This is a genomic window from Ciceribacter azotifigens (assembly GCF_048159625.1).
GTDB lineage: Bacteria > Pseudomonadota > Alphaproteobacteria > Rhizobiales > Rhizobiaceae > Allorhizobium > Allorhizobium azotifigens.
Map to the genome: position 1 here is coordinate 17,585 of NZ_JBLQTA010000015.1, position 13,311 is coordinate 30,895.

The 13,311-nt window shown below is 64.0% G+C and carries 14 protein-coding genes; 8 read left to right on the plus strand and 6 right to left on the minus strand.

Annotated elements, in window-relative coordinates; genetic code table 11:
• Window positions 1-53 precede the first annotated feature (53 nt).
• The gene (locus tag ACM6UT_RS18315; protein WP_416798786.1) at window positions 54-1,049 is read right to left on the minus strand and encodes a sensor histidine kinase; all 996 of its coding nucleotides are present in this window, start codon (window positions 1,047-1,049) and stop codon (window positions 54-56) included.
• A 95-nt stretch (window positions 1,050-1,144) separates the two neighbouring features.
• Complete coding sequence (locus ACM6UT_RS18320; RefSeq protein WP_416798787.1) at window positions 1,145-1,939, minus strand: response regulator; 795 nt, start codon at window positions 1,937-1,939, stop codon at window positions 1,145-1,147.
• A 414-nt stretch (window positions 1,940-2,353) separates the two neighbouring features.
• Here ACM6UT_RS18320 and ACM6UT_RS18325 point away from each other — a divergent pair, with 414 nt between their 5' ends.
• A complete protein-coding gene (locus ACM6UT_RS18325; RefSeq protein ID WP_416798788.1) occupies window positions 2,354-2,548 on the plus strand; it encodes a NepR family anti-sigma factor in 195 nt (64 codons plus the stop codon).
• A gap of 33 nt (window positions 2,549-2,581) precedes the next feature.
• Here ACM6UT_RS18325 and ACM6UT_RS18330 read toward each other — a convergent pair whose 3' ends face one another.
• Window positions 2,582-3,019 carry a hypothetical protein gene (locus tag ACM6UT_RS18330; RefSeq protein ID WP_416798789.1) on the minus strand — a complete coding sequence of 146 codons (438 nt, stop codon included), beginning with the start codon at window positions 3,017-3,019 and terminating at the stop codon, window positions 2,582-2,584.
• A gap of 3 nt (window positions 3,020-3,022) precedes the next feature.
• Complete coding sequence (locus ACM6UT_RS18335; RefSeq protein ID WP_416798790.1) at window positions 3,023-3,382, minus strand: ElaB/YgaM/YqjD family protein; 360 nt, start codon at window positions 3,380-3,382, stop codon at window positions 3,023-3,025.
• Between the two features lie 248 nt (window positions 3,383-3,630).
• On the opposite strand from ACM6UT_RS18335, the gene ACM6UT_RS18340 reads away from it, so the two are divergent.
• The 3 genes from ACM6UT_RS18340 (at window position 3,631) to ACM6UT_RS18350 (ending at window position 6,118) form a co-directional block, all read left to right on the plus strand.
• Window positions 3,631-3,828, plus strand: a complete 198-nt coding sequence (locus ACM6UT_RS18340; RefSeq protein ID WP_129334234.1) for a CsbD family protein — start codon at window positions 3,631-3,633, stop codon at window positions 3,826-3,828.
• 151 nt (window positions 3,829-3,979) lie between these two features.
• Window positions 3,980-4,936 (plus strand): D-2-hydroxyacid dehydrogenase, encoded by a 957-nt coding sequence (locus ACM6UT_RS18345; protein WP_416798791.1) that lies wholly within the window; start codon window positions 3,980-3,982, stop codon window positions 4,934-4,936.
• Between the two features lie 108 nt (window positions 4,937-5,044).
• On the plus strand, window positions 5,045-6,118 hold the full coding sequence (locus tag ACM6UT_RS18350) for an enoyl-CoA hydratase/isomerase family protein (RefSeq protein WP_416798792.1): 1,074 nt from the start codon (window positions 5,045-5,047) through the stop codon (window positions 6,116-6,118).
• Between the two features lie 70 nt (window positions 6,119-6,188).
• On the opposite strand, the gene ACM6UT_RS18355 is transcribed toward ACM6UT_RS18350, so the two are convergent.
• Window positions 6,189-6,596: a RidA family protein gene (locus tag ACM6UT_RS18355; protein WP_416798793.1), complete on the minus strand. Its 408-nt coding sequence runs from the start codon at window positions 6,594-6,596 to the stop codon at window positions 6,189-6,191.
• A gap of 119 nt (window positions 6,597-6,715) precedes the next feature.
• Here ACM6UT_RS18355 and ACM6UT_RS18360 point away from each other — a divergent pair, with 119 nt between their 5' ends.
• On the plus strand, window positions 6,716-7,612 hold the full coding sequence (locus tag ACM6UT_RS18360) for a LysR family transcriptional regulator (RefSeq protein WP_416798794.1): 897 nt from the start codon (window positions 6,716-6,718) through the stop codon (window positions 7,610-7,612).
• Between the two features lie 142 nt (window positions 7,613-7,754).
• Here ACM6UT_RS18360 and ACM6UT_RS18365 read toward each other — a convergent pair whose 3' ends face one another.
• Entirely contained in the window at window positions 7,755-9,164 is a 1,410-nt protein-coding gene (locus tag ACM6UT_RS18365) for a helix-turn-helix domain-containing protein (protein WP_416798795.1), read from the minus strand.
• Window positions 9,165-9,297: 133 nt separating this feature from the next.
• Here ACM6UT_RS18365 and ACM6UT_RS18370 point away from each other — a divergent pair, with 133 nt between their 5' ends.
• From ACM6UT_RS18370 to ACM6UT_RS18380, 3 genes are read left to right on the plus strand one after another with little or no spacing between them, the layout of a single operon-like run.
• Window positions 9,298-10,830 (plus strand): acyl-CoA carboxylase subunit beta, encoded by a 1,533-nt coding sequence (locus ACM6UT_RS18370; protein ID WP_112691153.1) that lies wholly within the window; start codon window positions 9,298-9,300, stop codon window positions 10,828-10,830.
• A gap of 13 nt (window positions 10,831-10,843) precedes the next feature.
• A complete protein-coding gene (locus ACM6UT_RS18375; protein WP_416798796.1) occupies window positions 10,844-11,221 on the plus strand; it encodes a hypothetical protein in 378 nt (125 codons plus the stop codon).
• Entirely contained in the window at window positions 11,218-13,236 is a 2,019-nt protein-coding gene (locus ACM6UT_RS18380) for an acetyl-CoA carboxylase biotin carboxylase subunit (protein WP_416798797.1), read from the plus strand. Before ACM6UT_RS18375 ends, ACM6UT_RS18380 begins: the two co-directional genes overlap by 4 nt.
• The last annotated feature ends 75 nt before the right edge of the window (window positions 13,237-13,311 follow it).

Sequence of the window (13,311 nt, forward strand, 5' to 3'; positions counted from 1 at the left end):
AACGCAGACCGCGTCGGAAAGTTCCACCGCGACGCACAAATTTCAGGGCAACTCTAAGCTTCGACATCGAGCGGGAATGTGAGCTCGTAATAGACAGAGCCCGGCCGCACCTCATGCACCGCGCTACCGTTCACCGAGGCCGGCACGACTCTCTCCAGGACGGTGCTGCCGAAACGCGCGGAGCGGGCGGGAGCCTCGCCGTCGGTCGGCGCGAGCGGCTCGGTCCATGTAATGCGCACCGCCTCCCTGCCGTCCTCGCGGACGCGCTCGCACGAGACTTCGATCCGCTGACGTCTCGCCACAAAATCACCGTGGCTGACGGCGTTGACCGTGAGTTCATGCAGGGCGAGGCCGACATGCAATGACGCGTTCGGCGTCAAAAGGAGGTTTTCTCCGGTCACATGGATGAGGTCGGCGGCACCGTCCTGCACGTATTTCTCGATCTGCTGTTGCAACAGGTCGCGGAAGTAGGCCCCGCTCCAGCTCGAATCCGTGATGAGGTCCTGCGACTGCGACAGGGCGTGCAGGCGGCCACGGAACTTGCCGAGAAAGGTATTGAGAGAGCCCGAATAGCGGGCTGTCTGGGAGGCGATGCTCTGAATGATGGCCAGCAGGTTCTTCGACCGGTGGCTCACTTCGCGCAGCAGCGCGCGCAGGAGCCGCTCCCGCCGGCGATCCTCCGTCCGATCGATGACGACCGTCATCAGGTTGTTCTGGCCGTTCGCCATAGTGATCATACGGCAACGGAATTCGAAGAAGGTGTCGTCGCCCGCGTCGATCTCCATCTCCGCATGGTCTCCCGGCTGCTGGAGCTGCGCCTTCATGTCTTCAAGCCGGCGGCCGATGTCCTCGCCGAACAGGCCCCGGTCTGTCGGCGGCTCGCTCCCTGCCAGTCTGAAGCGCATTGGCAAGGTGGTTATGCAAGAATATTTGCCCTCGGCATCCTGCAAAATCAGCGTCGCGCCGATATCCATCAGGCCGGTGATGAAGAATTCGCGCAGGTACTCGTCACCGCGCTGGGGCTCGTACCAAGTCAGTCTGTGAACCACCGTGCAACTCCGCGAAACACGCCGGCGGTCCCGCGTATGCGGGACCTGCCCTCTTAGGTCGCTCGGTGGCTCGCACGGGCAGTCGCCTGCCCGGACTACGCCTTCTCCGCCACCTGTTCATTAAAGAAAAGAGCCTGACTGATCAGAGCCTTCACCATGTCCGGATTGAAGGGCTTCGTAACCAGGAAGGCGGGCTCCGGACGCTCACCCGTCAGGAGCCTCTCGGGAAAGGCGGTGATGAAGATCACCGGAATCGTGTCTGTCTTCAGGATGTCGTTGACCGCGTCGATACCCGAACTGCCGTCGGCGAGCTGTATGTCGGCGAGGACCATTTTCGGGTTCGTGCGCCGGAAGAGCTCGACAGCCTCGGCGTGGGTGCGTGCCGTGCCAGTCACCCGGTGACCGAGGTCCTCGACCATCTGTTCGATATCGAGCGCGATCAGCGGTTCGTCCTCGATAATCATGATCTCGGTCGCCACTTGCCGCGAGATTTCCTCGGAGGCCTTGCTCACCAGCGCATCCAACTCGGCGTCGTCTACGCCGAGAACGTCTGCGGCCTGTTCGCGCGAAAAACCTTCGACGGTCGTCAGCAGAAAGGCGTGGCGCGCCCGGGTCGGGACGGCCGCAAGGTTGGCGGCAGCGCGTCGTTCCCAGGCGAAGGGCGAGGAGATCGGAGGGATCTCGATCGAGGTCGTGTCGAACAGCGCAACAAAAAGCTTGTATAGCGACACGCGGTCGTCACCACTTTCGGGGAACATCGAAATATCGGCGATCAGCGCTTCCAGCACGGCCGCCACATAGGCGTCACCGGACGTCTGCGAGCCTGTCACGGCTCGGGCATAACGCCGAAGATAGGGAAGATGGGCAGCTACGCGGGCAGTCAGGGACATTCAGCTTCTCCAATCGGGCGCATTCAGCGCTGGTTCGCGGACTGATGGACGGGGTCGAAGTGTCGGCTGAAGTGGCCGGAACGGGGTGGAAGGGCACGTGGGGCGGGTCGTCTGTTCAGCCCAGTACGGGAAATCGGCGAACGGCCTTCGTCGACAGCGCCGCGATCCTGCCACCCGCCGGCGGACGACGAACGCACGCCAATCGACGATCGCGTTGAGCTCGGCACTTCGGCTGTGGCCCACCTGAGGGGCCGGGCGTGATGAGCCCTGGTCAGTTTCATCAGTAGAACTCGTAAATGCAGACTTCCGCGACAACGGCCGATGGACCAAAAAAGTTCCGACGCCCCGGAACTTTTTTTATGCTAGTACAGTTCTTGGGGAATTCCTAATATTGTAAGGGGGTGAGTGGGGTTCATGGCACCTGAGAAGATGAAGGACCGCAAAGCGAGACCGAAGCGGTCCGATGCAGGAAGGGACCTTTCAAACACCCTCATCGCGTCAAAGTTGCGCGGATACTACGATAGTATCGTCGAAGAAGGCACGCCGAAGCATTTCTTGGATTTGCTCGAACGGCTCGATGCCGCCGAGCGCAACAGCACCAAAAAGTAGCGCCCCTTTCCGGCTATCCTCCGGCGCGTCTTGTCAGATCTTCCGACCTACTCCGCCGACTTTTGCCAGCGCGTAGACAAGACACCCGATCATTGCCGTGGTGGCAATCGGACTTTCCCGCATCATCAGCGGAACCTCGGCCATCAGCCCCGTGGTGAGCGGGTCACCCGCCGCCGCGGCCATTTGCTGGCGCATCAAGGCCTCCTTGCGGGCCTGATGGTTGAGGACCATCATCACAGCAATGACCACCAGCGCCAGGGCGATTGCGGTCAGCGCCACGGACAGTGCCGCCATGACCGGCCCCGCCGTCTCCGCGACGTAGAGTGCGAGCGCCACGACGAGCGCGACATAGGCGGTCACGAACAGCACGATCAGCAGCATTGCCGCCACCGTATTGCGCTTGACACCTTCCACCACCGGGCGCGCGTGCCGCAGCGCGAGACTGGCCAGGACTTCTGCAATGAGGTTCATGGGTCAGCGCCGTGTCAGCAGCGCGGCGAGGAACCCGATGCCGACGGCGATCCCGACCGCCTGCAAGGGATTGTTGCGGATGCGGGTCTCGAGGTCCTGCTCGGCCGAACGAAGGCCGTCGCGCGCAGACTGGTAGGCCGCCGCCGAGGCACCCGCCATTTCCGCGCCCATTTCGGTCGCACGCGCGCCGGCGTCCTGAAGCTTGGCGCTGCCGAGGGAGGTGATCGCCTGCGTCAGCGCTGCAATGTCGCGGCGCAGATTGTCGAGTTCGGCCTGAACGTCCTGAAGGTTCGCATCGGGGTTGCCGATGGCTTCTTCCTGCATCTTTTCGCCTGCCTTGCCAGTCATCGAGACTGCAGCCATGTCATGTCTCCTTCAACAATCGCCCTGCCGACAAACGCACGAGATGCAGGGCGGTTCCCGTTGCCGTTGTTGTACGCCTCGGCTCCGGCGGAGGCAATTGCAAAGCGGCGCCGGCCAGACCAGCGAACTCGACCAATGGTCTCAGATGCGCCCTCCCCGGTCGCCGGCAACGGAACTTCCCCTGCCTGCAGGCGTTGTTCACTCCGAGGCCGCAAGCCTCTTTGTCCAACCAACGAGAGGATGCTGACATGAACTGGAATCAGGTCGAAGGTAATTGGGAGCAGTTCAAGGGCAAGGCCCAGGCCCAGTGGGGCAAGCTCACCGGCGATGACCTCGACGTCATCAAGGGGAACCGCAAGCAGCTTGCCGGCAAGATCCAGGAAGCCTACGGCAAGACCCAGGAAGAAGCCGATCGCGAGATCGACGCCTGGCTGCACCGCCACTGACCATCTGCTTCCCCTGCCCCGAGGGCCCGGCACATCGTGCCGGGCCTTTCTCGTTTGCGGGTGGGACCGCCCGCGGGCGGCGCTATTGTCTGTCTGCGGAGCATCGGCTACGACCCTCACCACGACCGCGAAGCGTGAGGAATGTTCGTCCATGACCAGAATCGTCTTTCTCGACCGCGACACGCTCTCGCCGGAAACGACGCTTCGCGAACCTGAGTTTACGCATAACCTGGTGCTCTACCGTCGCAGCACCCCGGAAGAGGTCGCGGGCCGGATCGCCGATGCCGACATCGTCATCACCAACAAGGCGCCGATCCGCGCCGATGCGATCGCCGGCGCACCGAGGCTGAAGCTGATCGCGGTCGCGGCGACGGGCACGGATTGCGTCGATCTTTCCGCCTGCCGCAAGGCCGGCATCACCGTCTGCAACATCCGCGACTACGCGACGAACACGGTTCCCGAACATACCTTCGCGCTGATGCTGGCGCTGAGACGCAGCATCCTTCCCTATCGCCAGTCGGTGATCGACGGCCGCTGGCAGGAAGCACGGCAATTCTGCTTCTTCGATCACCCGATCTCCGATCTTTCCGGCTCGACGCTCGGGATCGTCGGCCACGGCGCGCTCGGCCGTTCCGTCGCCCGCATCGCCGAGGCCTTCGGCATGACGGTACTGGTCGCCGACCGCAAGGGCGCCGGCGTGCCGCCGACCGGGCGCACCGCCTTCGACGAGGTGATGCGCCGAAGCGACGTCATCACCCTGCATTGCCCCTTGAACGCAGAGACCCGCGGGATCATCGCCGCGCGCGAATTCGCGCTGATGGAGCGCAAGCCGATCCTTATCAACACCGGCCGTGGCGGCCTCGTCGACGAACAGGCGCTGGTGGACGCGCTTGACGCCGAACAGATCTCCGGCGCTGGCTTCGATGTCACCGATGGCGAGCCGCCGGCCCTCGACAGTCCAATGATGCGGATCGCCGGCCGGCCCAACGTCATCCTGACGCCGCACGTGGCCTGGGCGAGCTGGCAGGCCATCCAGGCGCTTGCCGACCAACTCGTAGAGAACATCGAGCTTTTCCAGCGAGGAACGCCACGCAACGTCGTCGGTTGAACGAAACCCGACCAAAGGCAGGGAGGCCATGCCCCCGGCCATATGCTATGAGCGGAGCGCCGCGGGTGGAGAACGGCGCAGAAGAGCCAGGACGAGGAGGAGCATTGAATGAAATTCTTTGATGTCGCCACAGCCGGTGAGGAAGTGTTGACCGGCCGGTCTGGCACGCTCGGGCTGATCAGCCTCAACCGACCGCGGATCATCAACAGCCTCTCGCTCGGCATGGTCCGCGCCATCGACGCCGCCCTCGACGACTTCGAGAAGGACCCGACGATTGCCGCCGTGATGGTGATGGGTGAAGGCGAGCGCGGCTTCTGTGCCGGCGGCGACATCAAGATGCTCTACGAAGGAGGCAAGGCGGGCAGCCCCGAGCCGGCGACCTTCTGGCGCGAGGAATATCGTCTCAACGCGCGGATCGGCTCCTACCCAAAGCCTTATGTCGTGCTGATCGAAGGCATCACCATGGGCGGCGGCGTCGGGCTTTCCGGCCATGCCAGTCACCGGATCGCCACTGAGACGGCACGCCTCGCCATGCCGGAGACGGGCATCGGCTTCTTCCCCGACGTCGGCGCGACCTGGCTGCTCTCGCAGGCTCCCGGCGAACTCGGCACCTATATGGGGCTCACCGGCGAGCCGGTCGGCGCCACCGATGCTATCGCCGCCGGCTTCGCCGACTGGCTGGTCGATACCTCGCAGGTTTCCGAAATCGCCGAGGCGCTCGCTTCACTTCCCGCCGCCGCCGGGCACAACGATGTCGCAGTCGTCATCGCCGAAACAGCGAGGCCGGCGACGGCGCTCGCCTTCGCCGAACACCGCAACCTGATCGACCGCTGCTTTGCCTTCGACACGATCGAGGAGATCCTTGAAGCACTCGCTGCCGAAGCAGGCGAGTTCGCGACGAAGGCACGCGCCACCATGCTGACGCGCTCGCCGACGAGCCTCAAGGTGACGCTGGCGCTCCTGCGCAAGGGCCGGTCGTCGCCCGATCTCGAAACCTGCCTCGAACGCGAATTCGCCGCCACCGACCAGATCCTGCGCACGCCCGATTTCTACGAAGGCATCCGCGCCGCCATCATCGACAAGGACCGCAATCCGAAATGGTCGCCGGGCACACTGGATGCCGTGGGCTCTGAGATCGTCGACGCCTTCTTCCGACCGCATCCAGAACCGCTGTTCGGGTGAACCTTCTCGGCGGGGCGGGCATTGCCCGCTCCGTCCTGCCTTGCGGCTGCGGCGGTGCCGGCCCCTTCTGTCAGTCGGGCAGCCGGACGATCATTTCCATCTCCATCTGCAGCTCAGGCCCGGCAAGGGCGGCAACCCCGATACCCGTGAGGCTCGGCTGCGCGCCATCGAAGAAGGCGGTGAGATACGCCATGGCCTCGCCGACACGCTCGGGCGTCAGATCGGTCATGTAGACGCGCACCATGACGATGTCCTGCGGCACCGCACCGATCGCATCGAGTGCCGCCTTGGCATTCGTGCAGACAAGCCGCGCCTGCTCGCCGAGGTCCACCGGCACCGGTCCGCCGCCCGCCTGCCAGGCGACCTGGCCGGAAATGAAGGCAAGCCTGCCCGGCTCCATGACGCTGATCTGCGAATAGCCGAGCGCGCCCGCATCGGGCAGGGCCGGCGGGTTCAAACGGTGAAGTGTTTGTGCCATGTCTCTTCCTTCCTGTCGTCGTTCCGCTTCCCGGCTTGAACTGCCGCGAAGCCCGGCTGCTATAGCCGGTTGATTGGCGAATGGGCGTCGACACAGAAACGAACGACCGGAGTGACTTGATGCTGCGTGCCAATCTGAACGACATCCAGGTGTTCATGGCGGTGGTCGACGCCGGCAGTTTCATCGCCGGCGGCAGGGCGATGGGTCTCTCGCGCTCGGCGGCGGGCAAGGCCGTCATACGCCTCGAGAAGCGGCTCGGCGCGCGTCTCCTCAATCGCACGACCCGCACGCTGAGTCTGACCGGCGAAGGCCGGGTTCTCTACGAACGCGGATTGCAGATCCTCGCCTCGATCGATGAAGCGGAGGCGAGCGTGGCGGGAAAGAGCGGGGTGCCACGCGGCGTGCTGAGATTGACCGTACCCGACGCCTATGGCCGGCATGTGCTTCTTCCGATCATCGGGAAGTATCTGAAGGTCTGGCCCGACGTTCAGGTCGAGATGAGCTTCACCGACCGGGTCGCCGACATCGTCGAGGAAGGCTTCGACCTGGCGGTTCGGATCGGCGTCACCACGTCGGATTCGCGCCTGGTCTCCCGCGTCGTCGCCCGCTGCCACGCTGTGCTCTGCGCTTCGCCCTCCTACATCGCCGAGCGGGGAGAGCCGGCAAATCTCGACGATCTCGCCTCCCATGACTGCCTCGTCTTCAGCAGCCACAACCAGCGCCAGGCCTGGCGCTTTCCGGGAGAACAGGGCGGATGGATCAAGGCGCAGGGACGCAGCCGGTTGCGGCTCGACAGCGGTGAAGCGCTGCTCGACGCCGCACGCGCCGGGCTCGGCATCGCCTTCCTTCCCGATTTCCTGATCGCCGAAGATCTGGCGGCCGGACGCCTGCGCCGGATCCTGTCCGAGCATGGTTCCGGCGATGTGCCGATCATCGCAATCTATCCCGACAAGCGCCTGCTCGAACCCCGGGTCAGGAGGTTCATCGATCTGATGGTGGAGGAGTTGGAGACGTGAGTTCGTGCCACCCACCGGAGGCTATGCCGTCGCCTCACGAAGACAGCGAGCCGACGGATGATTGCGAAATCACCCGTCCGGCGCCGGATCGCTAGCGCTGACGACGCGGGCGATGATCTCGTCCGCGGTCGCAGGGTCGAGATCACTCGATTTCGTAGGGAACCGCGTTTCTCAGGCGATGGTCGACGACGAGTTTGCGTTTGAGAGGTGGCACCGCCCGGCTGGTGCATTTCGTCCGCTCGCAGATGCGGCATGAGATGCCGATGGGATCGTAGGCGGCACGGTTGTTGAGGTCGAGGCCGTCGGCATAGACGAAGGCGTCGGCGTAGGAGATTTCGCAGCCGAGCGCCAGCGCGTAGCTCGGCTGTGAAGCCCGGAAGCCGACCGATCCCTTGTTCACCTGCGTGGCGAGGCAGAGATAGCGCACCCCGTCCGGGGTCTCGGCGAGCTGCCGGATGATCCGGCCGGGCATTTCGAAGGCCTGATGTGCGTTCCAGAGCGGACAGGCGGCGCCGAAACGGGCGAACTGCAGGCGGGCGGCACTGTGCCTCTTCGTAATGTTGCCGGCCCGGTCGATGCGGGCGAAGAAGATCGGCACGCCCTTCTGCCCCGGGCGCTGCAACGTCGACAGCCGATGACAGACCTGCTCGAGCGAGGCGCCGAACCGGGCCGCCAGCAGCTCGACGTCGTGGCGCAGATCCCGCGCCGCCTGCTGGAAGATGCGGTAGGGTAGCACCAGCGCACCGGCAAAATAGTTCTCGAGCCCGAGACGGCAGATCTCGACTGCCTCTTCGGTGCGGAAACCCGCCTGTTTCAGCACCTGCTCGATCTTCGGCGCGGCATGCATCTGGGCGATCTGCACAGCAAGCTGGAAATCGCGCGTGGGTGCCGCCGCGTAGCGGCTGATCGTCAGGATGCGGCTTGCGGGGTCGAAGCGCCTGATCGCCTCGTCACCGGCCTCGCCGCGCACGACGCGCACGCCGTAGCGCCGGTCGAGGCAGGTCGAAAGTGCGGCGTGGCTGTCCCCCTCCCCGAGCTTGAGCTCCGCGGCGAGGTTCTCCGCCTCGACGTCCAGCTCGTGGATATAGTTGTCGACAAAGTGGAAGAAGTCGCGCACCTCGTCATAGGAGGTCGTCTCGTTGGGCGTCGTACCACCGAAGCGGTCGTCATAACTCGCCAATTGCTCGCTGTTGCGCCGGTAGGCCTGATGGCAGTCAATCAGCGCATGGGCGATGCCGGGGGCGTTCTGCGTTACCAGCTTCAGCTCCTGCAGGCTCGGCGAATACTGCTCGAAGAGCGGATCCGACAACGCCTCGGTCAGCGCCGAGAGCAGCCGGTCGTTCTGCCCCGACGAAAGCTCGGCGATGTCGATGCCGAACTTTTCCGCCAAGGCCAGCAGGACGGCGGCCGAGATCGGCCGCTGATTGTTCTCGATCTGGTTGAGGTAGCTTGTCGAAATGCCGATCTTGTCGGCAAACTGGGCCTGTGTGGCATGGCTTGCCTGGCGCAGTTCGCGTACCTTACGGCCGATGAAGAGTTTTCCGATTGCCATTTTGCAATTTCGCATTTCGCTGTTTGCAAATTTATAAATCCGCAACTGCGCCTATTCAACCATTTTCTTTGCCGGATGCTATGTTTAAGGGCACTACTTGGATTGCAGGCCTTGAAGATCATCGGGAGGAAGCATGCGATTGATATTGGATCAGCTCGAGGCCCGGCGCGCCGAAGCCCACATGGGCGGCGGACAGCGGCGCATAGACGCCCAGCACGCCAAGGGCAAGCTGACGGCGCGCGAACGCATCGAGGTCCTTCTCGATGAAGGCTCCTTCGAAGAATACGACATGTACGTCACCCACCGCTGCACCGACTTCGGCATGCCGGAGCAGAAGATTGCCGGCGACGGCGTCGTCACCGGCTGGGGCACGATCAACGGCCGCCAGGTCTATGTCTTTTCCCAGGACTTTACCGTGCTCGGCGGCTCGCTGTCGGAGACCCACGCCCAGAAGATCTGCAAGATCATGGATATGGCCGTGAAGAACGGCGCACCCGTGATCGGCCTGAACGACTCCGGCGGCGCCCGCATCCAGGAAGGCGTCGCCTCGCTTGCCGGCTATGCCGACGTCTTCAAGCGCAATGTCGATGCCTCCGGCATCATTCCGCAGATTTCCGTCATCATGGGCCCCTGCGCCGGCGGCGCGGTCTATTCGCCGGCAATGACCGACTTCATCTTCATGGTCCGTGACTCCTCCTACATGTTCGTCACCGGCCCGGATGTCGTGAAGACCGTCACCAACGAGATCGTCACCGCCGAGGAACTCGGCGGCGCGCGCACGCACACGACCAAGTCTTCGGTCGCCGACGGTGCCTACGAGAACGACATCGAGGCGCTGGAACAGGTTCGCCTGCTCTTCGACTTCCTGCCCTTGAACAACCGCGAGAAGCCGCCGGTCCGGCCGTTCCACGACGATCCCGCCCGCGTCGAGATGCGCCTCGACACGCTGATCCCGGATTCGTCGAACAAGCCCTACGACATGAAGGAACTGATCTACGCGCTCGCCGACGAGGGCGATTTCTTCGAGATCCAGGAAGCCTTCGCCAAGAACATCGTCACCGGTTTCATCCGCATGGAAGGCCAGACGGTCGGCGTGGTTGCGAACCAGCCGATGGTGCTGGCCGGCTGCCTCGACATCGACTCGTCGCGCAAGGCCGCTCGCTTCGTCCGCTTCTGCGATGCCTTCTCGATCCCGATCCTGACGCTGGTCGACGTTCCCGGCTTCCTGCCCGGCACATCCCAGGAATATGGCGGCGTCATCAAGCACGGCGCCAAGCTCCTCTTCGCCTACAGTCAGGCGACCGTACCGATGGTGACGCTCATCACCCGCAAGGCCTATGGCGGCGCCTACGACGTCATGGCATCGAAGCATATCGGCGCCGACATCAACTATGCCTGGCCGACCGCCGAGATCGCCGTCATGGGTGCCAAGGGCGCGACCGAAATCCTCTACCGCTCCGAACTCGGTGACGCCGACAAGATCGCCGCCCGCACGAAGGAATACGAAGAGCGCTTCGCCAATCCCTTCGTCGCCGCCGAACGTGGCTTCATCGACGAGGTGATCATGCCGCACTCCTCCCGTCGCCGCATCGCCCGCGCCTTCGCCTCGCTTCGCAACAAGCAGGTGGAGACCCGCTGGAGGAAGCACGACACGATCCCGTTGTGAGGGGATAACGCCGATGGCCGACCTTCCCGAGATGACCAAGCACAAGGGGTTTCCGTCCGGAATGCCGGGAACGGGTGTACAGTTCACCATCCGCCGCGCCAACCCGAAGGGTGTGACCCCGCTGAAAGCCCTGCCGCGCAAGGCGAGGCCCGGCACCAAGGAGCACCGCATCGATGCGGCCTTCCTGCATGCCCTCTGGCATCATTTCGGGCCGGAACCGTTCGAGCGCGGCAACCTGGATGCCGCCCGGCTTAACCTTCTTTTCGGTCGCGAGGTCGTCGCGGCGGACAAGAATTTCGACCCGCTTTCCTACGAAGCCATGCTGATGATCGACGAGAGGGTCGCCCGGCAGAGCTTTCCGGAATCATTTGAAGACGTATTCGAGGTGTGACGGTGACAATCAAGAAACTGCTGATCGCCAACCGTGGTGAAATCGCCTGCCGCGTGATCAAGACGGCGAAGAAGATGGGCATCGCCACCGTCGCCGTCTATTCCGACGCCGACCGCGACGCGCTGCATGTGAAGATGGCCGACGAGGCGATCCATATCGGCCCGGCCCCGTCGAACCAGTCCTACATCGTCATCGAGAACATCCTCGAGGCGATCCGCAAGTCAGGCGCCGACGCTGTCCATCCTGGCTACGGCTTCCTCTCGGAAAACGCCGTCTTCGCCGATGCCCTGCAAAACGCCGGCATCACCTTCGTCGGCCCGCCGGTCGGCGCGATCCAGGCCATGGGAGACAAGATCACCTCCAAGAAGCTCGCGGCCGAAGCCGGCGTCTCGACTGTTCCGGGCCATATGGGCCTGATCGAGGATGCCGACGAGGCGGTAAAAATCTCCGACCAGATCGGCTATCCGGTGATGATCAAGGCATCCGCCGGCGGCGGCGGCAAGGGCATGCGCATCGCCTGGAACGCCGAAGAAGCCCGCGAAGGCTTCCAGTCGTCCCGCAACGAGGCGAAGAACTCCTTCGGTGATGACCGCATCTTCATCGAAAAATTTGTCACCGAGCCTCGCCACATCGAAATCCAGGTACTCGGCGACAAGCACGGCAACGTGCTCTATCTCGGCGAGCGCGAATGCTCGATCCAGCGGCGCAACCAGAAGGTCATCGAGGAGGCTCCCTCGCCATTCCTCGACGCCGCGACCCGCAAGGCGATGGGCGAGCAGGCCGTCGCGCTCGCAAAGGCGGTCGGCTACCACTCCGCCGGCACTGTGGAGTTCATCGTCGACGGCAAGCAGAACAAGTTCTATTTCCTCGAGATGAACACCCGCCTGCAGGTCGAACACCCGGTCACCGAACTGATCACCGGCCTCGACCTCGTCGAACAGATGATCCGCGTCGCCTCGGGCGAGAAGCTTTCCTTCGGCCAGGAGGACGTGAAGCTCAACGGCTGGGCGATCGAAAGCCGCCTCTATGCGGAAGATCCCTACCGCAACTTCCTGCCCTCGATCGGGCGGCTCACCCGCTACCGTCCGCCGGTCGAAGGCCGCCAGGACGACGGCACGATCATCCGCAACGATACCGGCGTCTACGAGGGCGGCGAGATCTCGATGTATTACGACCCGATGATCGCCAAGCTCTGCACCTGGGCGCCGAGCCGTCTTGAGGCGGTCGACGCGATGAGCGCGGCCCTCGACGATTTCGAGGTCGAGGGCATCGGCCACAACCTGCCCTTCCTCTCCGCCGTGATGGAGCATGAGCGCTTCCGCGAGGGACGGCTCACCACCGCCTTCATCGCCGAGGAATTCCCGGAAGGCTTTTCGGGCGTGGCGCCGGATGCGGATTCTGCCCGCAAGCTCGCGGCCATCGCCGGCTTCATCAACCAGATCCTGCAGGACCGCGCGGTACAGATTTCCGGCACCATCGGCAATCATCGCCGCGTCGTCGGCCGCGACTGGGTGGTGACGCTCGCCGGGCACGAATATCCGCTGACGGTGGAAACCTCCGCCGACGGCACCTTCGCCCGCTTCGCGGACGGCGCCGTATCGTCGATCACCGGCGGCTGGGTTCCGGGACAGCTCCATGCCCGTTTCCATGTCGACGGGGTAACCATCGGCGTCAAGATCGGCCTTGCCGGCGCCGGTATCCGGCTACGCTGGCGCGGAATGGACGTCATCGCCCGCGTGCGCTCGCCGCGCGTCGCGGAGCTTGCCAAGCTGATGCCGGAAAAGCTGCCGCCGGACACCTCGAAGATGCTGCTCTGCCCGATGCCGGGCGTGATCACTTCGGTGGCGGTCAAGGAAGGCGATCAGGTCGAGGCCGGCCAGGCGCTCGCAACCGTCGAGGCGATGAAGATGGAAAACGTGCTGAAGGCGGAGAAGCGGGGCGTGGTCAAGCGCATCGCCGCCAAGGCAGGCCAGAGCCTCGCCGTGGACGAACTGATCATGGAATTCGAGGGGTGAGGACGCAAGCAAAGTTAGCGGTCGGGTTACCCCTCTGCCGGCTGTGCCGACAGAGGGGCTGACGCCACGGAACAG